Genomic DNA, 18585 nt, shown 5'->3' with positions numbered 1-18585 from the left:
AGGGTAGAAGAATGACGGAAGGAAATTTCGTAGACTATGTGAAAATTTATGCTTCTTCCGGAAAAGGAGGGAAAGGATCTTCGCATCTACATAGAGAAAAATTTATTGAAAAAGGGGGACCTGATGGAGGTGACGGAGGTCGCGGAGGCCACGTGATCTTAGTAGGTAACAAAAACTTATGGACGTTGTTCCATCTGAAGTTTTTGCGCCATGTAAAAGCAGGTCATGGTGGTGACGGAGGTAGTTCTCGAAGCACTGGACATGACGGTGAAGATAAATATATTGAAGTGCCGCTAGGAACTGTAGTGAAAGATAAAGATACAGATGAAGTATTGTTTGAAATTACAGAACATGGCGAGCAAAAGATATTGGTTAAAGGTGGAAAAGGTGGATTAGGAAACTGGCATTTCAGAAGTGCTACGAATCAGACACCACGTTATGCACAACCAGGAATTCCAGGAGCAGAAATCGATATCATCTTAGAGTTGAAAGTTTTAGCAGATGTTGGCTTGGTTGGATTTCCTAATGCTGGGAAGTCAACCTTATTGTCCGTTTTAACCTCGGCTAAACCTAAAATTGCAGATTATCCGTTTACAACTTTAAAACCTAATTTAGGAATTGTGGCGTACAGAGATTTCCAATCGTTTGTAATTGCTGATATTCCTGGGATTATAGAAGGTGCCGCGGAAGGTAAAGGTTTAGGTCATTACTTCTTGCGTCATATCGAGCGTAATTCGACTTTGTTGTTTTTGATTCCTGCTGATGCGGATGATATCAAAGAACAATATGAAATTTTATTGGATGAGTTGCGTCGATACAATCCGGAAATGTTAGACAAGGATCGTTTGGTTGTTATTTCCAAATGTGATATGCTGGATGATGAATTGAAAGCAGAAATGAAAGCACAATTGGATAAAGAATTTAAAGGTATGCCGTATTTGTTTATTTCATCTGTAGCACAACAAGGGTTGCAGGAATTGAAAGACAAGTTATGGAAAATGTTAAATACAGAAGCATAAAAAAATCCCTCAATTGAGGGATTTTTTTTATGCTTGATTGTCTTTTGATCTTTGTTCGGACAAATTGTACTTTGCTCTTTTATTGCGACCTGATTTGTCGTAGTTTTGCCAATCAAATAAACAAACAAATTAAAAATGAGAAAATTAGTAACACTGGTTTTTTGCTTTTCTTTTTTTGTATCAAATGCACAATTGTTTGATTTAATTAAGGATAAGGCAAAAGATAAAGCGCTGAATTTAGGTGGGGACAAAGCAGCGAAATTATTGACGAGACAAGCCATTACGACCAGTTTCAAAGACTGTGATGTAAAGAATGTGAAAGAAGCATCTTTCGGGAAGGATAAGAAATACAAAGAACTGTGTAATGAAAATTTTTCTGCGGAAGGTTTTCTTTTAAAGCCAGGCTTTTATTCCTTCAAGGCGAAAAGCTTTTGTTTGAAAGCGGGCACACACGGACCTAGTAAAGGTGATGGATATCTTTATGCGCCAGTGAAAGGGCCGAAAGAAGAAATTGTAATTGCAATTATCAAAAACTGGAAAGAGAATCCGAAAATTGAACAAAGCAAAGTGCAGTGTTTGCTATGGGCTATTATTGCACATACGAAATTCAAAAATCTTCCGATGGAACTTCAGGAAACGGCTATTAAGTTGTTGAGCAAAGCGCAAATTTTGGATTTGACCAATAAAGGGTTGGATTTCCTTCCACAAAGTGTAATGGATAAAGCTACTGCTGAATTGCCTAAGCCTGTTCGCTTGGTGATGGAGGCAGAAAATAGAATCAGAGAATTTTTTAACTCATCCAGTTCATACAATTATCAAGAAATTGAAAAGTTGGCGATGTTGGCTGGAATGAATAACGAACCGTCGGAAATTGAAAGAGGCACTTGGGGACTTCATCCTAAAGGGTATTATATTGCCTATTTGCCAAACGGTTATTCCTCTGTGGAAGTGCATATTTATGTGCCGGATACGGTAAAAGAAGTGTATTACCTTCCTTCAGATGATGTAGCAGTACCCGCTTCCACAGGAAGTCAGCGTCTTGCCATCAGTGATATGACCTATTGTGGTACAAAATAATAAATTAAAAGCATCCTGAGAAGGGTGCTTTTTTGTTTGGTGTAAATTGTAATTCCCAATATGACTTTACGTTGAGCCTTGTGTGTTTAACGTTAGGGCATGTGTAAAGTTTGTTAAGCCTTGAGCAAAGTTTGTTAGGCTTTATGTAAAGCTTGTTAGGTTTTATGTAAATAGTGTTAGGTCTTGAGCAAAGTTTGTTAGGCCTTGTGTAAAGCTTGTTAGGTTTTATGTAAATATTGTTAGGTCTTGAGTAAATATTGTTAGGCCTTGTGTAAAGGTTGTTAGGTTTTATGTAAATATTGTTAGGTCTTGAGTAAATATTGTTAGGTCTTGAGTAAAGTTTGTTAGGCTTTGTGTAAAGCTTGTTAAGCCTTGTGCAACTTCTCTGGTTTAATGAATAGCATTTTTTTCGCTCACCGAATCCCTTTATTTGCTAAATCACATCATGATATAAGGTTTTGGATGTTGTACAGAATGAAAATTGTATAACGTATTGTTTCATAAACGGTTGAATGCTTTTTTGTATTGATTGAAAACGTTAAAGTTATCTTAACAAAAAGGTAAAATGGAAGGTAAAATTTTCTAAAAATGGCCAAATCACCTATATTCGCACCACTAAAACTAAATTTTATTATGAAAAAATTACTTTTATCTCTAATCGTTTCGATTATGCTTGTTCCTTCAAGTGTAAAAGCAGACGAGGGAATGTGGTTTTTGATGTTCATTGAGCGTTTGAATCACAGAGATATGCAAAAAATGGGTCTTCAGTTAACCGCTGAGGAAATTTACAGCATCAACAACCACAGTTTAAAAGATGCTATTGTACAATTTAATGGTGGATGTACTGCTGAATTGATCTCTAAAGACGGATTGGTATTAACGAACCACCACTGTGGATACGATGCTATTGCCGAATTGTCTACCGCTGAGAAAAACCACTTGAAAAATGGTTTCTGGGCTGGTTCAAGAAAAGAAGAAATCAAACCATCAAGCTTATTTGTACGTTTCTTCGTTCGTATGGACGATTGTTCAAAACGTATTTTAGGTGTGGTGAATGATAAAATGACAGAAGCTGAGCGTGAAAAAGCAATCAATGCTGAAATCGCTAAAATCGAAAAAGAAAACAACGAAGGAGGGAAATATGTAGTTTCTGTTCGTCCTTTCTTTCAAGGAAACGAATACTACTATTTCGTTTACCAAGATTATAAAGATGTTCGTTTAGTTGGAACTCCGCCAGAAAGCTTAGGTAAATTTGGTGGTGATACTGACAACTGGGAATGGCCACGTCATACTGCAGACTTCTCGATGTTCCGTATCTATGGAGATGCTAATGGAAATCCAGCTGATTATTCAGAGAACAATGTTCCTTTAAAGCCGAAACATTATTTACCTGTTAATTTAGGTGGTGTTAAAGAAAATGATTATGCTATGATTTTAGGTTATCCTGGACGTACTAACCGTTGGATGCCTGCAGGAGGTATTGAGCAAAACGTGAAGTTTGCTTACCCTGCTTGGGTTGAAGGTGCAAAAGTGGGTATGGATAACATGAAGAAATACATGAACCAAAGTGATGCTTTGAACTTGATTTATGCTTCTAAATTTGCTTCAACTGCAAATTACTGGAAAAACCGTCAAGGGATGATTGATGCTTTGAGCAAATTTGGTACTGCTAAAACAAAGGCAGCACAAGAAGCTAAATTCAATGCTTGGGCTAACAAACCTGAGAATAAAGCGAAGTATGGTGATGTTGTTGCAACGATCAACAATTTCTATAAGTTGACTAACGAGAAATCACGTCATGATAACTACATGAACCAGTTGTTCAGAACAACAGCTTATGGTCCTGTGGCAAGAACTTTAGGAAAACAATTAGAGAATTACGCAAAAGCAGATCCTGCGAAACGTGCTCAAATGGCTCCTGCTATCTTAGAAATGGCTGATGCCATGTTCAAAGAATTACACATTCCGGCTGAGAAAGATATTTTAGCAGCACAATTGAAATTGTATTCTACTAAATCTACAGGTTATGCAATTGCTCCTTTAGTGGAGAAAATTGGTAAAGAAAACAATGGTGACTTCACGAAGTATGTAAATGCTGCTTTTGACTTGAGTATCTTTACTTCAAAAGAAAGAATCAAAGCATTCTTGGATTTACCAAGCGAAGCTTTATTGACAAACGATCCATTATATGTATTGTCAAATGATATGTTAACGCACTTTGCTTCTAAATCGGATGCAATTGCTAAGGCACAAAACGATTACGGAGCAGCTTTCCGTAAGTTAGTTGAAGGATTAAGAGAATCTAAAATTGGTTCTATCAAATATCCGGATGCGAACTCGACTTTACGTTTAACATATGGTAAAGTTCGTTCATTACCTGCTGACAAGCGTAATGATGCAAAAGTGAACAACTACACTACATTATCAGGACAAGTGAAAAAATACAAAAAAGGGGATGCTGAATTCGACTTACCTGCACGTATTTTAGAAATGAACCAAAACAAAGAGTTTGGTCGTTATGCTGATAAAGATGGTACATTACACGTTAACTTCTTGACGGATAATGATATTACAGGTGGTAACTCTGGTTCGCCAGTATTGAACGGAAAAGGAGAATTAATCGGTTTGGCTTTCGACGGAAACATTGAAGCTATGGCTGGTGACGTTATCTTTGATAAAAACTTACAAAGAACGATCAACGTTGATATTCGTTATGTGTTATGGGTAATTGAGAACTTCTCAGGAGCAAAACACATTGTTGACGAAATGACATTGGTGAAATAATAATCCATCGGATTAAAAATATACAAACCGGGTTCTATTTGAATCCGGTTTTTTTATGGTCTTTATGTATCTTTACGCTAGTATTAGATCATGAAGAAATTTTTATTTTTAGGCTTACTTCTTTTTTTATTCTCTTGTGAGAGTAAAGACGCACCATCGGTATCGTTTTATTATTGGAAAACTTTTTTCAAGCTTACTTCGAAAGAGCAGCAGGTAGTACAGACTAATGAAGTTCAAAAACTGTATGTGCGTTATTTTGATGTGAAGTTAGAAAGCGGAAAACCTTTTCCGGTAGCGCCTATTCATTTTGATACAGCAAAACCCAAAATCGAAATCATTCCTGTTGTGTTTATTAAGAACGAAGTCTTTTTGGATAAGCGTTTAGATGTACAAGATTTGGCCATGAAAATTGTGCGATTGGTGGATCAGATCAATGCCAAAAACCGTATTGAAAACCATGAGATTCAAATAGATTGCGATTGGTCATTACAAAGTAGGGATTTGTTTATGCGCTTTCTTCACCAATTAAAAAAGCAGTATCCTAAAACAATTTCGGCAACCATTCGTTTACACCAAGTGAAGTATTTTAAAGAAACCAAGATTCCACCTGTGGATTACGGAGTTTTGATGTTTTATAATATGGGAGAACTGAAGGCTGAAGAAGGCAATTCTATTTATGATAAATCGATTGCGGAACGCTATCTACCGTCGTTGAAAAAGTATCCGTTGGATTTGAAAGTCGCTTTACCGGTGTTTTCTTGGATAGTGCATAGCAGAAATGGTCAAATTGTGAATTTGATTGCTAAAATTGATGCTTCGGAATTTCAAAATAATGCTACTTTTGAATGGAAAGAAAATAAGGCAGTACTAAAGGACGATGTAATCACTAAAGGATTCTTTTTTAAAAAAGGGGACCAACTCAAAATCGAAGCGATTCAGGAGGAGGATTTAGAAGAGATGGTTGATTTGTTGCGAAAGTATATGCCGAAAAAACCAAAAGAAATCATTTATTATGATTTGGATCAAAATAATTTTAACAAACTAACGAATGACACTTTTTTCAAAACCTGTAACGCTGATTTTTAGTTCGATTGCCATTGTTGCTACGACCATTTTTTCATTATGTTCTGATGGTGAATGGGATTGGTTTGAGAGTAGTTCCAACTTTGCTCCCGAAGCTTATGTTGAAGATGACTCTTATGAGCAATTGTTTTATAGTACCAATATGTTTTATGGTGACAATTGGTATGACAATGCACATTCTACTCGATTTGGAAGTTCAGTTGTTTACGATTGGAAAACGTATTTGAAAAATACAATCAGTGCAAAGGAGTTGGAATATTTTATTCTGAATGATTCGGCTATCACCGATCTTAAGCAGATAACCCAATTGATTTCCGGAAACAAGCAAGACAAGAAATGGTCGGTGAAATACAATCTGAAAGACGATAAAATCCGTAAGTTTTTTACGTTTATGAATTTGTCAAGATCCTTGGAAAAATATACCAACAATCAAGCTTCTTGGAATTATGATACAGACAGCATGGATCCTATGAATTACATGACTGTTGAACAAGCGAAGAAAATAGAAAATATTTATACTATTGCTAAAGACCCATTTCTAAAAAGTCGCTATTGGTTTTTAACGATGAAATCCTATTTCTATAGTCAAGATCCTAATCAAACTACACTTTTCTATACAAAATCACAAGCCAATCAGGAACGTGATGAATTGTATTACAGAGGATTGTCCTATGTTGCGGGAGTAATGTATAAGAACAAAGATTATGCACGATCCAATTTTATGTACAGTCTGGTTTTTGATAAATGTCCAAAACTTCGTGTAGTAGCGACCTATTGTTTTCATCCGCAAGAAGATAAAGACTTTCAACAATCGTTGGCTATGGCAAAAAACAACAGCCAAAAAGCGTCACTTTGGGCTTTGTATGGATATTATGCTGATGAAGTAAAGGCTATCAATGAGATTCATACTTTGGATCCCAAGAACGTACATTTGGATTATTTATTAACACGTGCGGTGAATAAGGAAGAAAGTAAACTCAATACTTGGGAATGGGGAGGTAGTTACGGCAATAAAACTGCTTTTAAAAGTCAAGGTTTGGACACAAAGTTGTATCAGTTAGTTGTCAAAATTGCCAATGCAAACAATACAACATCACCTCATTTGTGGAATATAGTGGCGGGTTATTTAGAGGTTATTAAAGGGAATAACAGTGTTGCGGCTAATTATTTTGAACAAGCCGAAAAAAATAATCCCAATACAACAGTGGCAAAAGAACAGTTGCGATTGTTTAAGATTTTTAATCTTTTGGCTTCGATTAAGAAAATGGATACTGCTGCGGAAAATAAATTACTTCCGGAATTGCAATGGTTGTATGAGCTTAATGGAAAAGTATCTTCGAGTTCAGTGCTTCGTTCGACTTTTCTAACCAACTGGTCACGTAATTATATCGCTGAGTTATACAAAAAGCAAGGGAATTTGGTAATGGCTGAATTGTTTTACAGAGAAAAAGAGTTCTACTTGAATCCGGAACGTACCCAAAAAATGCAAGATTATTTGTCTAAGACATCGCTTACAAGCTGGGATAAAATGGCACAATCGCTTTATAGTGTTACACTGGATGATATCTATGAATTTAAAGCGATAAAGTTGGCCTACAAAAATCAATTACCTCAGGCTATTGCAGAAATGGAAAAGGCTACAAAAAACAAAGAAGTGGTTTTATATGGTAATCCATTCAATGGCAATATTAAAGATTGTAACGATTGTGATCATGTCGCTTATCAAAAAACGAAGTATACTAAAATTGCTTTCTTGAAAAAACTGGTAGAGATACAAGGAGGACTTACTTCTGCTTCGGGTAATGACAAATACAATAATGCCTTATTGTTAGGAAATGCCTTCTATAACATGTCGTATTATGGAAATGCCCGATTGTTTTACGATAATAAAATTATTGATCAGTACGGTAATTATAATGATTATATTTCCGATATATATCAGGAAATGTTGTCCAGCAACACATTAAGCCAGGAATACTATCAAATGGCTTTTGATGCGGCAACAAATGATGAACAAAAAGCCAAAACGGTATATATGCTGACTAAAATTGAGCGGAATGCTTTCTACAAAACTCCTGTGTACAAGCCGTGGGAAGTAGATTATGTCGTATTCAATGGTTATAAAAAACTGATAAAGAATTATTCCAAAACAAAATATTATCAGGAAGTAATTAGAGAATGTGGGTATTTTAATAATGTAGCTGGTAAGTAATGAAGAATTTTAATATCCTATTAGTGCTATTTTCTCAAATCGTAGTAGCGCAGTCTAATTTTGAAAAAGCGGAGAAATTGTTCCAGCAAAAACAATTCGATCAGGCAAAACCCTTATTGGAAAACGAATATAAGAACAAACCCAACGATGCTAAAGTTGTGGAGTATTTGGGAGACATTGCAGGACATCAGAAACAATGGGATAATGCGTTGTTTTATTATACCAAGTTAAGAGATAAAAATCCTAAATCGGCCAATTATCAATTCAAGTACGGAGGTGCTTTAGGAATGAAAGCTAAAAACAGTAATAAGTTTAAGGCTTTGGGTATGATTGATGATGTTAAGGAAGCCTTTGAAACAGCTGCGAAACTGGATTCCAAACATATTGAATGCCGCTGGGCTTTGGTGGTACTGTATATTGAATTACCCGGGATTATTGGTGGAAGCGAATCGAAAGCACAAAAATATGCAAACGAATTATTGACTTTGTCTAAAGTAGATGGGTATTTAGCAAAAGGGTATATTGATGTCTATTTCAAACGTTTTGATAAAGCCGAAGTCAATTATAAAAAAGCACATGAAATAGGTCATTCTAAAATCACATTTGAAAAGCTATATGACTTATATTTGAACAAGCTTAAGAATAAAGAAAAAGCACAAAAATTAAAAACCGACTTTAATACATAATTTTTACGAATAGGAATACGAATGAAAACTCACTTCATAGCCATTGGCGGCGCCGCTATGCATAATTTAGCATTGGCATTACACTATAAAGGATATCACGTAACCGGTAGCGATGATGCTATTTTTGAACCTTCAAGATCAAGATTGGCAAATAAAGGGTTGTTGCCAGAGACATTAGGATGGTTTCCGGAAAAAATTACAGCGGATATTGAGGCTGTTATTCTAGGGATGCATGCTAAAGCAGACAATCCCGAACTATTGAAAGCACAAGAGCTAGGATTGAAGATTTATTCGTATCCTGAATTTTTATACGAACAGTCCAAGAATAAAACTCGTGTGGTTATTGGTGGTTCACACGGGAAAACAACCATTACTTCGATGATTCTTCATGTAATGCACTACCACAATATCGAGGTCGATTATATGGTGGGAGCACAGTTGGAAGGTTTCGATACGATGGTGCATCTAACAGAAGATAATGATTTCATTGTCTTGGAAGGAGATGAGTATTTGTCTTCCCCAATAGATAGAAGACCGAAGTTTCATTTGTATCAACCTAATATCGCTTTGATTTCAGGAATTGCCTGGGATCATATTAACGTGTTTCCAACCTATGAAAACTATGTAGAGCAATTTGAAATTTTCATCCAAAAGATTACTAACGGAGGAATTTTGGTTTACAACGAAAACGATCCGGAAGTAAAACGCGTTGCAGAGAACGCCGAAAATCCAATTCGTAAAATTGGATACCATACACCAGAATACACTGTGCAAAACGGAGTGACATTATTAGCTACACCTGAAGGGCCGATGCCAATTGAAGTTTTCGGTGCGCATAATTTAAATAATTTGGCCGGTGCGAAATGGATTTGCCAAAACATGGGCGTCGATGAAGCGGATTTTTATGAAGCTATCGCTAGTTTTAAAGGAGCATCTAAACGTTTAGAGAAAATTGCCGAAAGTACTACTAAAGTAGCTTATAAAGATTTTGCACATTCACCAAGTAAAGTGGCAGCTACCACAAAAGCGGTGAAAGAACAATATCCTGATCGTACATTAGTAGCTTGTTTGGAATTGCATACTTACAGTAGTTTGAATGCTGAATTTTTGAAAGAATACGAAGGCGCTCTAGATCATGCAGATGTTGCCGTGGTATTCTATTCTCCGGATGCAGTTAAAATCAAACAATTGGAAGAAGTGACTTACGAACAGATTGCAAAAGCATTCAAACGGGATAATTTGGTGATTTATACCAATCCTGCCGAATTCAAACAGTTTTTATTTAGTCATAATTTTGATAATTCAGCTTTGCTTTTGATGAGTTCAGGAAATTATGGCGGATTGAACTTTGATGAAGTTAAGGGTTTGATTGGCTAATGGCAACCTTTTTTGAGTTGCTTTTTGAGCTTTTATCATTTTCAGGTTCTTTTTCTGATTCGTATTTAAAGAGGAAAATAGAAGTTTTTACAGATAAAACAGAATATAAAGGAACAAGGATTTTGGCTTTTTTGTCATTTTCTCTACTGTTTTTATTTTACTTGGCTTTAGTTGTATTGTTGGTTTTTATTTTACAAAAATCATTTACTTCTGATACTTAAAATGCCCAACAATTTTATCAATAAAGAGACAGTCGTCCAATAGTTGTCCGTATCCCATATTATGAACAATTAATGGACGCTTGCCGTCTTGCGATCGTAAGTGCGTGACAATTCCGATATGCGTTAACTCACCATCGATTATCCAACTAACAATTTCACCCGGTTTATAATCATCCGGATTGTCTGAGATGGCCAATTTTGTGCCTTTTCTTCTGAAAAAAGTTTCAAGATTTGGCACTCTCCTGTGGTCAATATTGGTGTCGGTTTTTTTCAATCCCCATTTTTTTAAATTAGGGTACAATTTGAAATTTGCTACCATATCCTCATGTACTTCTTTTTGTAAATCGATATTGAGTTTGCGGTAGGCTCTGATAATAACATCGGTACATACTCCTGTTTTTGCGGGTACGTCGCCATTTGGGTATTTTATGCAAACATAGTCAGGTGTGTATACTACTTCAGGATCAATTATAGATACTGCTGCAATGGAGAGTTCTTCATAAAAATCGGTTGGTTTTTCTTCTTTTTTAGAATCGAAATTAGTCAACGTTAAACATAAAGCAATTAAACAGCAATATTTGTACATAGTATTTTGTGTTGAATTTATCTAACGCAACTTACAAATGTTTTATTTTGAATTGTTTCAGAAAATAAGTTTCTTTACCTTTTAAGCCAAGAAATTATGTATACGCCAATTAATCAGTGGGCCGAAGACGATCGCCCACGTGAAAAATTCCTTCTCAAAGGAAAATCTACTTTATCAGATTCTGAATTACTAGCCATTCTTATTGGTTCCGGTTCCCGAAATGAAAGTGCCGTGCAATTATGCCAACGCATTTTAGCTTCGGTGAATAACAATCTTAGTCATTTGGGAAAACAATCCGTGCAACAATTAATCCAGTTCAAAGGAATTGGCGAGGCCAAAGCTATTACTATTGCAGCAGCTTTGGAATTGGGTAGGCGTCGGAGAGATGAAACTGCTTTGGAACTTTCTAAAATTACTTCCAGTAAAGCTGTTTTCGAATTGATGCAACCTATTATTGGAGAATTACCTCATGAAGAATTTTGGGTTTTGTATCTTAATAATTCGAATAAAGTTATTTACAAATCGCAAATCAGTAAAGGCGGAATTACCGGAACTGTAGTTGATACCCGTTTGGTTTTTAAATTGGCTTTGGAGCATCATGCCACTTCAGTAGTTTTAGTTCATAATCATCCGTCCGGAAAATTACAAGCAAGTGAAGCAGACAAGCAAATCACAAAAAAATTGATTGAAGCAGGAAAACACCTCGATATTTTAGTGTTGGATCATATTATTGTCACCGAAAAGAGTTATTTTAGCTTCGCCGATGAAGGCCTATTGTAAAAAATGATTGTCACTAAAAATCTTTCTTTTTCTTATAAGAACGAAATTCGGTTTGAGTTTCCGGATATCGTTTGCAATGCTTCCGAATCAGTATTGATTACTGGGAATTCAGGAGTAGGTAAGACTACATTGTTGCATTTGTTAGGAGGTTTGCTTCGGCCTGAGTCGGGAGAAATTCTTTTCGATAATGTAAATATTAATCCGTTATCAGAAAAACAATTGGATGCATTCCGAGGAAAAAATATTGGAATTGTGTTGCAACAAAATCATTTTGTCGAATCCATTTCTGTTTTAGAAAATGTAATGTTGGCTTCTTGGTTAGCAACTGGGAAAAAAGAAAAAGAGAAAGCAAAATCTCTTTTAGCGCATTTGCATCTTGAAAAACAGGTACACAAATTGCCATCTCAATTAAGCGTTGGACAACAACAAAGGGTTTCAATTGCCAGAGCATTAATAAATAATCCGAAAGCACTTTTGGCTGATGAGCCTACTTCGAGCTTGGATGATGCGAATACATTCAAAGTAGCCGATTTGTTAGAGAATTTGGCCAAAGAATACAATACTGCTCTAATAATTGTTACTCATGATTCTCGGTTGAAGCAACGATTTACGAACCAAATAGCATTGTCATGATTGCAAAATTAGCGTGGAGAAATATTTGGTTTAAACCGCTAAATACATTGTTAAGTGTTGTTTTGCTGGCATCGAGCGTGGCCATTATCACTTTGCTTATTGTATTGCAAAAGCAATTTGAAGAACAATTTTCCAGTAATGCAGATAACATTGATTTGGTATTAGGCGCACAAGGAAGTCCGTTGCAATTGGTTTTGTCTTCAGTCTATCAAGTTGATGCACCGACTGGTAATATTGATTATGATTCGGCAAGCGTTTGGATGCGTCATCCATTTGTACAATCGGCAATACCATTAGCGTATGGCGACAATTATTTAGGATATAAAATTGTGGGAACTACACCGGCTTATCTTGAAAAATTCAAGGCAAAAATAGCTGTTGGTGAAGTTTTCAAGAACGAATTTGAAGTTGTGTTAGGGCACGCTGTTGCACAAAAACTGAATTTGAAAATAGGCGATACGTTCAATGGAACTCATGGAGATGCCAAAGAAGGTGAACAACACGACGAGTTCCAATATGTGGTGGTAGGTATTGCTTCAAAAACCGGAAAAGTAGTAGATAATCTTGTGCTGAGTACTATCGGAAGTGTTTGGGCCATGCACGGTCACGAACATGAACACGGGGATGGAGATGCTCAAGAGCCAAGAGAAATCACTTCGGTTTTGCTGAAATTCAGAAGTAAAATGGGTATTGTGACTTGGCCAAGAATCATAGCGCAAAACACTAAGATGCAAGCAGCTTCACCTGCAATAGAAATCAATCGTTTGTTTACATTATTCGGAATTGGGTTAAAAACGTTAGAGTATTTAGCCTATGGAATAATGCTAATTTCGGGAATCAGTATTTTTATTGCATTGTACAATCGACTCAAAGAAAGACAATATGAATTCGCATTGTTGCGTGTTCATGGTGCGTCAAGATTACAAATTCTTTCCTTGGTAATTATAGAAAGTTTATTTTTGTGTGCAGTAGGCTACTTTTTTGGAACAATTATTGGTAGAGTAGGATTGCGTTGGATTTCCAATGCATCGGCAGACGATTTTAAAATGGAGTTCAACCCCGTAGAAATAATTTGGGACAAGGAAGGGTATCTTTTTTTAATTACATTATTGGTGGGAGTTTTGGCTGCTATTATACCAGCTATTAAAGCCTACCGCATGAACATATCAAAGACATTAGCAAATGGGTAAAATAAAAATTGGAATTGTAGTATTAGTTTTTGCATTAATGGGTTTTCAAAAATCAGACTTTGTTAAGGAGCAATCCAAAAATGCACAAAAAGCATTCGTATCGGATACTTTGACTTGGAAAAAACTAGGTCAAATTAAGTACATAAAAAAACAACATAAAGATTATGGGAGTATTGATTTTCCTTTGATTAGTCCCGAAATCAAAAAATACCATAATAAACGCATTTTTATGTCGGGATTCATAGTTCCTATTGACAATGTGAATTATGCGTTGAGTAAAAATGTATTTGCTTCTTGTTTTTTCTGTGGAAAAGCAGGACCGGAAACCATTATGGGAATTAAATTCAAAGCAGGAAAATTAAAACTACGTACCGATCAATATGTTACTTTGGAGGGAATTATGAAAGTCAATGAAAATGATCCTGACAATTGGATGTATAATATTGAAGAAGCCGTTATCGTTAAAGGGAATTAGGGCGTGCCCCTAAAGGGTCGCGTGTTTCGCGTTACACGGTAACTTGCTTCACCCGCTCACGCAATCTTACACATACATGTACTCAAAAATCAATCATATTTTTTTCGACTTAGACCATACACTTTGGGATTTCGACAAAAACTCGGAACAAGCTTTTGCAACGATTTTCGCCGATTTGTTGCCTGAAATCAATATTGATGAATTTATAAAGATGTATGCACCCATCAATCAGGCTTGTTGGAAATTGTACCAAAACAATTTAATCACTCATCAAGAGTTACGGTACCAAAGATTGAAACAATCCTTTGAAGCGTTAAATATCGCTGTTACTGACGCTTTGATTGATAAAATTTCGGATGATTATATAGCACATTTGCCCAATAGCAATCATTTGTTTGAAGGTTGTGTCGAAACGTTGGAATATCTACATAAAAAATACAAATTGCATATTATTACCAATGGATTTGCCGAAGTACAGTTCAAGAAACTAAACAATTCAGGAATTTACCATTTTTTTGATACAGTGACCAATTCTGAAATGGCGGGTGTAAAAAAGCCACATTCGGGAATTTTTGAACATGCATTGAATAATGCCGGAGCAATTAAAGAAGAGAGTATTATGATAGGCGATTGTCTAGATGCCGATATTGGTGGAGCTAAAAATTTTGGTATGGAATCCATTTTTTTTAATTCGGAAAACATTGAAGTTGCGAAAGATATTTCTCAAATTGTTACCTTAGTGGAACTTAAAAAACTTTTTTAGCATGAAAAAACTACTATGCCTAGGTTTATTATTAATGTCAGTATTTGGGATGGCACAATCAACATTGAATGATTACAATATGGCTGTAATCCCTGCTCGATATAATTTTCAAAAAGAAGATAACGAGTATAGAATCAATTCTACCATTAAGTCGTTTCTCAAACAGAAGGGTTTCGAAGTGTATTTATCCAATGAAACAATGCCTGAAGGATTTATGGATTATAATTGCAATAAGGTTTTTGTTGATTTGAAACAAGAAAGCAATATGTTCGTTACCAAATTACAGGTAGAATTTAAAGATTGCAAGAATCAAGTTTTGTTTACCACCGATTTGGGTGAAAGCCGAGAAAAAAATTATGCAAAATCCTATAACGAAGCATTGCTGAAAACTTTAAAATCATTTGATAATTCGAAATACAAATATTCAGGCAAAACATATTTTGATGAAGAAGCACAAGAGAAATTAAAAACGCGTGAAGTAGAAAATGTTTCTGTAGAGGTTGTGAAAACTGAAAAGAACGAATCATTCATCAAAGTTGTCAACTCTTCCAATCAAAAAGAATTAGTCTTGTTCAAAACGTCAAAATTAGATGTATATCTTACAACCTACAATGGTAGAAATGGGATTGTAGTGTCAAAAGGCGGAAGTTGGGTTTTTGAATATATCGATGGTGATAAAACAACTACGGAAAAACTCGAAATTAAACTCTAAATTTTAATAATCGTATTTGTCTTTCCAGCGGTTTTTTAGAAACTGACGTAATTCTTTTTCCCTTGCATTATCACCAGGATCGAAGAATTTAGTTGCCGAAATTTCTGTAGGTAAGAATTCTTGTTCGGCAAAGTTGTTGGCATAATCATGCGAATATTTGTATTCTTCACCATAGCCCAATTCTTTCATCAGTTTGGTAGGAGCATTGCGCAAATGTAATGGTACAGGTAAATCGCCGGTTTGTTTTACTATTTGTTGTGCCTTTCCTATAGCCAGATAGCTGGCATTACTTTTTGCCGATGTTGCTAAATAGACGGCACACTGACTCAAGATAATTCTACTTTCAGGATAACCAATTGTAGTTACTGCCTGAAAGGTATTATTAGCCATGATTAATGCTGTCGGATTCGCATTTCCAATATCTTCTGAAGCCAAAATAAGCATTCGTCGGGCAATGAATTTTACATCTTCACCACCTTCAATCATTCGTGCTAGCCAATAGACTGCCCCGTTGGGATCACTTCCTCGAATGGATTTGATGAAGGCCGAAACTATATCGTAATGTTGTTCTCCGGTTTTGTCATATAAAACGGTGTTTTTTTGCACCAATTGCATTACTTTTTCATTGGTGATTTCTATGGAATCTCCTTCAGAAGCATTGATGATTAATTCAAAAATGTTCAACAACTTTCTACCGTCACCACCCGAAAGGCGTAAAAGCGCTTCGGTTTCTTTAAGTTGGATGTCTTTGGTTTTTAAAACAACATCTGTAGTTAGGGCACGGTGTAACAATGCTTCCAAATCATCTGTTGTGAAAGCATTTAAGATATAAACCTGACATCTTGACAATAAAGCGGGAATGACTTCAAAGCTCGGATTTTCTGTTGTGGCACCAATTAATGTTACCCAGCCTTTTTCTACCGCCGCCAATAATGAATCTTGCTGCGATTTGCTAAATCGGTGAATCTCATCAATGAACAAAATTGGATTTTTGGTAGTAAACAAACCGCCACTTTGTTTGGCTTTATCAATTACTTCTCGAATGTCCTTAACGCCAGAATTAATAGCACTCAACTCAAAAAAAGGGCGCTGACTTTCGTTGGCCATAATTTGTGCTAAAGTGGTTTTTCCAGTACCTGGTGGCCCCCATAATATTAAGGAAGGAATAATGCCACGACTAATTTGATGAGTAAGGGATCCTTGTTCGCCAACCAAATGAGTCTGACTGATGTATTCTTCTAATGATTTTGGGCGTATGCGTTCGGCTAAAGGTGCTTCCATTGATTGAATTTGATTGTGCTACAAATTGGGTATCAAATTTAGGACTTTTCAGTCATCAAATCAACAAAAACAAATTATCCGGTCATGAGGTTATGACAAAAGTTCATTAAATTCGTTTTGGTTATATTTTTGATGGGATTTTCATATGAAAGAATCGGATTTTAAATTTTCTACTTCGGTAATTGCTTGGCCACTTTTTTTTGTATTGGCTTTATGGGGCGTTTTTGTATTGGAAATTATTCTGCCTGGGGATTTGTTGCATTATGGAATTTTGCCAAGAACTACATCAGGGTTGAAAGGAGTTATATTTAGTGTTTTTCTCCACGGAGATTTGAATCATTTGTGGAATAATAGTATTTCACTTTTTGTATTACTGATGGCTCTTCGTTATTTTTATAGAAAACAATCTTTAAAAGTATTACTGCTGGGTGTTTTGTTTTCGGGAGTAGGTACCTGGATAATTGGAAGAGAGAGTTATCATATTGGTGCGAGTGGTTTAATCTATGTGCTGGCTAGTTTTATGTTTTTTGAGGGATTTCAAACCAAATATTACAGGTTGATAGCCTTGTCCTTTGTGATAGTATTACTCTATGGAGGGATGATATGGTATATGTTTCCTTCTACGGAAGTGCAAATTTCTTGGGAAGCCCATTTGAGTGGATTTTTAGCAGGTTTTGTATTGTCTAGAATGATAGATTCTCATGTTTACGAAAAGCCAATTGTTTATGATTGGCAACGCCCTGATTTTGATCCGTCACAAGATGATTTTATGAAACATTTTGACGAGAATGGGAATTTTGCTCCAAAACCAAAAGAGCCTGAACCAAAAGAAGAAGATGATGTAATACGTTTTTTTAATTCAGATTTCAATGTGTTTTACAATTATAAAGAAAAAGACAAGCAATAGCTTGTCTTTTTTATAGAATATTTTGATTTGTTTTTTACATTCTTTGTCTGAGGGTTTCGTAAAGAAATGCACCACATGCCACCGAAACATTTAAGGATTCAATAGTGCCGAACATAGGAAGTTTCGCTTTTTCATCTACGATTTTTAATACCGATGGATTCACCCCTCGATCTTCACTACCCATAATAATCGCTACCGGTTCATTAAAGTTGATGTCGTAAATGTTATTGTCTGTTTTTTCAGTTGCAGCAACGGTTTTGATACCAGAACCTTGAAGATAAAAAACAGCATCTTTGATGTGATCTACTTTACAAATAGGTACATTGAAAACAGCTCCAGCCGATGTTTTTACCGTATCTCCATTAACAGGAGCGGAGCCTTGTTTTTGGATAATGATACCATCAACTCCTGTACATTCCGCAGTTCGGATAATGGCACCGAAATTACGGGCATCAGAAAGTTGATCCAATATCAATAATAAAGGTTTCTTTTCTTTTTCTAAAAGAGATTCTACTAAATTTTCAAGGGTGTGAAATGAGATAGGGGCAATGGTTGCTACTGCACCCTGATGATTATTGTGTGTAAGTTTGTTCAGTTTTTCAACAGGTACATAGGAGAAATTGATATTGTTTCTCTTCATGGTTTTCATCAATTCTTGCATCAAATCGCCTTGCGCATCTTTTTGAATGAAAACTTTGTCAATCTCTTTTTTAGCATTGATTGCTTCAATTATAGCTCGTATTCCGAAAATTTGGTGTTCTTTTTCCATGTTGCAAAGATATAAAAAAACCACCAAGCT

17 protein-coding genes are annotated in these 18585 nt (G+C 35.7%); 14 read left to right on the top strand and 3 right to left on the bottom strand.

Annotated features, from left to right (window positions below; all coding sequences use genetic code 11):
• Positions 1-11 precede the first annotated feature (11 nt).
• The 7 genes from obgE to ACS8MM_RS07545 all read left to right on the top strand — a co-directional run bounded on the left by obgE (position 12) and on the right by ACS8MM_RS07545 (position 10238).
• Positions 12-1019 carry a GTPase ObgE gene (gene obgE / locus ACS8MM_RS07575; protein ID WP_379715016.1) on the top strand — a complete coding sequence of 336 codons (1008 nt, stop codon included), beginning with the start codon at positions 12-14 and terminating at the stop codon, positions 1017-1019.
• A gap of 135 nt (positions 1020-1154) precedes the next feature.
• Complete coding sequence (locus ACS8MM_RS07570; RefSeq protein ID WP_379714844.1) at positions 1155-2096, top strand: hypothetical protein; 942 nt, start codon at positions 1155-1157, stop codon at positions 2094-2096.
• Between the two features lie 633 nt (positions 2097-2729).
• The gene (locus ACS8MM_RS07565) at positions 2730-4880 is read left to right on the top strand and encodes a S46 family peptidase (protein ID WP_379714842.1); all 2151 of its coding nucleotides are present in this window, start codon (positions 2730-2732) and stop codon (positions 4878-4880) included.
• A gap of 90 nt (positions 4881-4970) precedes the next feature.
• A complete protein-coding gene (locus ACS8MM_RS07560; RefSeq protein ID WP_379714840.1) occupies positions 4971-5966 on the top strand; it encodes a hypothetical protein in 996 nt (331 codons plus the stop codon).
• Positions 5929-8175: a hypothetical protein gene (locus tag ACS8MM_RS07555; protein ID WP_379714838.1), complete on the top strand. Its 2247-nt coding sequence runs from the start codon at positions 5929-5931 to the stop codon at positions 8173-8175. Before ACS8MM_RS07560 ends, ACS8MM_RS07555 begins: the two co-directional genes overlap by 38 nt.
• The gene (locus ACS8MM_RS07550; RefSeq protein ID WP_379714836.1) at positions 8175-8861 is read left to right on the top strand and encodes a tetratricopeptide repeat protein; all 687 of its coding nucleotides are present in this window, start codon (positions 8175-8177) and stop codon (positions 8859-8861) included. Before ACS8MM_RS07555 ends, ACS8MM_RS07550 begins: the two co-directional genes overlap by 1 nt.
• A gap of 21 nt (positions 8862-8882) precedes the next feature.
• Positions 8883-10238: a UDP-N-acetylmuramate--L-alanine ligase gene (locus ACS8MM_RS07545; RefSeq protein ID WP_379714834.1), complete on the top strand. Its 1356-nt coding sequence runs from the start codon at positions 8883-8885 to the stop codon at positions 10236-10238.
• A 204-nt stretch (positions 10239-10442) separates the two neighbouring features.
• On the opposite strand, the gene ACS8MM_RS07540 is transcribed toward ACS8MM_RS07545, so the two are convergent.
• The gene (locus tag ACS8MM_RS07540; protein WP_379714832.1) at positions 10443-11045 is read right to left on the bottom strand and encodes a DUF1287 domain-containing protein; all 603 of its coding nucleotides are present in this window, start codon (positions 11043-11045) and stop codon (positions 10443-10445) included.
• 96 nt (positions 11046-11141) lie between these two features.
• Here ACS8MM_RS07540 and radC point away from each other — a divergent pair, with 96 nt between their 5' ends.
• The 6 genes from radC (at position 11142) to ACS8MM_RS07510 (ending at position 15598) form a co-directional block, all read left to right on the top strand.
• The gene (gene radC / locus ACS8MM_RS07535; protein ID WP_379714830.1) at positions 11142-11825 is read left to right on the top strand and encodes a RadC family protein; all 684 of its coding nucleotides are present in this window, start codon (positions 11142-11144) and stop codon (positions 11823-11825) included.
• A gap of 3 nt (positions 11826-11828) precedes the next feature.
• Positions 11829-12458: an ABC transporter ATP-binding protein gene (locus ACS8MM_RS07530; protein WP_379714828.1), complete on the top strand. Its 630-nt coding sequence runs from the start codon at positions 11829-11831 to the stop codon at positions 12456-12458.
• A complete protein-coding gene (locus tag ACS8MM_RS07525; RefSeq protein ID WP_379714826.1) occupies positions 12455-13648 on the top strand; it encodes an ABC transporter permease in 1194 nt (397 codons plus the stop codon). Before ACS8MM_RS07530 ends, ACS8MM_RS07525 begins: the two co-directional genes overlap by 4 nt.
• Entirely contained in the window at positions 13641-14123 is a 483-nt protein-coding gene (locus tag ACS8MM_RS07520; protein WP_379714824.1) for a hypothetical protein, read from the top strand. The genes ACS8MM_RS07525 and ACS8MM_RS07520 overlap by 8 nt, the downstream gene beginning before the upstream one ends.
• A 76-nt stretch (positions 14124-14199) precedes the next feature.
• Positions 14200-14886 (top strand): YjjG family noncanonical pyrimidine nucleotidase, encoded by a 687-nt coding sequence (locus ACS8MM_RS07515; RefSeq protein ID WP_379714822.1) that lies wholly within the window; start codon positions 14200-14202, stop codon positions 14884-14886.
• Between the two features lies 1 nt (position 14887).
• A complete protein-coding gene (locus ACS8MM_RS07510) occupies positions 14888-15598 on the top strand; it encodes a hypothetical protein (RefSeq protein ID WP_379714820.1) in 711 nt (236 codons plus the stop codon).
• A gap of 3 nt (positions 15599-15601) precedes the next feature.
• On the opposite strand, the gene ACS8MM_RS07505 is transcribed toward ACS8MM_RS07510, so the two are convergent.
• Positions 15602-16879, bottom strand: a complete 1278-nt coding sequence (locus tag ACS8MM_RS07505) for a replication-associated recombination protein A (protein WP_379714818.1) — start codon at positions 16877-16879, stop codon at positions 15602-15604.
• A 145-nt stretch (positions 16880-17024) separates the two neighbouring features.
• On the opposite strand from ACS8MM_RS07505, the gene ACS8MM_RS07500 reads away from it, so the two are divergent.
• Positions 17025-17786 carry a rhomboid family intramembrane serine protease gene (locus ACS8MM_RS07500; RefSeq protein WP_379714816.1) on the top strand — a complete coding sequence of 254 codons (762 nt, stop codon included), beginning with the start codon at positions 17025-17027 and terminating at the stop codon, positions 17784-17786.
• A 34-nt stretch (positions 17787-17820) separates the two neighbouring features.
• Here ACS8MM_RS07500 and rlmB read toward each other — a convergent pair whose 3' ends face one another.
• A complete protein-coding gene (gene rlmB / locus ACS8MM_RS07495; protein WP_379714814.1) occupies positions 17821-18555 on the bottom strand; it encodes a 23S rRNA (guanosine(2251)-2'-O)-methyltransferase RlmB in 735 nt (244 codons plus the stop codon).
• Positions 18556-18585 lie beyond the last annotated feature (30 nt).

Origin of the sequence: Flavobacterium sp. MAHUQ-57, from assembly GCF_051908335.1 — a bacterium.
Taxonomy (GTDB): domain Bacteria; phylum Bacteroidota; class Bacteroidia; order Flavobacteriales; family Flavobacteriaceae; genus Flavobacterium.
The sequence above is the reverse complement of the archived record's forward strand: the minus strand, read 5'-3'. Positions and strand labels throughout refer to the sequence as shown.

What these genes read in the sequence shown, in the direction of transcription:
- obgE (WP_379715016.1), top strand. Translation starts at nt 12, where the DNA reads ATGACGGAAGGAAATTTCGTAGACTATGTGAAAATTTATGCTTCTTCC.
- ACS8MM_RS07570 (WP_379714844.1), top strand. Translation starts at nt 1,155, where the DNA reads ATGAGAAAATTAGTAACACTGGTTTTTTGCTTTTCTTTTTTTGTATCA.
- ACS8MM_RS07565 (WP_379714842.1), top strand. Translation starts at nt 2,730, where the DNA reads ATGAAAAAATTACTTTTATCTCTAATCGTTTCGATTATGCTTGTTCCT.
- ACS8MM_RS07560 (WP_379714840.1), top strand. Translation starts at nt 4,971, where the DNA reads ATGAAGAAATTTTTATTTTTAGGCTTACTTCTTTTTTTATTCTCTTGT.
- ACS8MM_RS07555 (WP_379714838.1), top strand. Translation starts at nt 5,929, where the DNA reads ATGACACTTTTTTCAAAACCTGTAACGCTGATTTTTAGTTCGATTGCC.
- ACS8MM_RS07550 (WP_379714836.1), top strand. Translation starts at nt 8,175, where the DNA reads ATGAAGAATTTTAATATCCTATTAGTGCTATTTTCTCAAATCGTAGTA.
- ACS8MM_RS07545 (WP_379714834.1), top strand. Translation starts at nt 8,883, where the DNA reads ATGAAAACTCACTTCATAGCCATTGGCGGCGCCGCTATGCATAATTTA.
- ACS8MM_RS07540 (WP_379714832.1), bottom strand. Translation starts at nt 11,045, where the DNA reads ATGTACAAATATTGCTGTTTAATTGCTTTATGTTTAACGTTGACTAAT.
- radC (WP_379714830.1), top strand. Translation starts at nt 11,142, where the DNA reads ATGTATACGCCAATTAATCAGTGGGCCGAAGACGATCGCCCACGTGAA.
- ACS8MM_RS07530 (WP_379714828.1), top strand. Translation starts at nt 11,829, where the DNA reads ATGATTGTCACTAAAAATCTTTCTTTTTCTTATAAGAACGAAATTCGG.
- ACS8MM_RS07525 (WP_379714826.1), top strand. Translation starts at nt 12,455, where the DNA reads ATGATTGCAAAATTAGCGTGGAGAAATATTTGGTTTAAACCGCTAAAT.
- ACS8MM_RS07520 (WP_379714824.1), top strand. Translation starts at nt 13,641, where the DNA reads ATGGGTAAAATAAAAATTGGAATTGTAGTATTAGTTTTTGCATTAATG.
- ACS8MM_RS07515 (WP_379714822.1), top strand. Translation starts at nt 14,200, where the DNA reads ATGTACTCAAAAATCAATCATATTTTTTTCGACTTAGACCATACACTT.
- ACS8MM_RS07510 (WP_379714820.1), top strand. Translation starts at nt 14,888, where the DNA reads ATGAAAAAACTACTATGCCTAGGTTTATTATTAATGTCAGTATTTGGG.
- ACS8MM_RS07505 (WP_379714818.1), bottom strand. Translation starts at nt 16,879, where the DNA reads ATGGAAGCACCTTTAGCCGAACGCATACGCCCAAAATCATTAGAAGAA.
- ACS8MM_RS07500 (WP_379714816.1), top strand. Translation starts at nt 17,025, where the DNA reads ATGAAAGAATCGGATTTTAAATTTTCTACTTCGGTAATTGCTTGGCCA.
- rlmB (WP_379714814.1), bottom strand. Translation starts at nt 18,555, where the DNA reads ATGGAAAAAGAACACCAAATTTTCGGAATACGAGCTATAATTGAAGCA.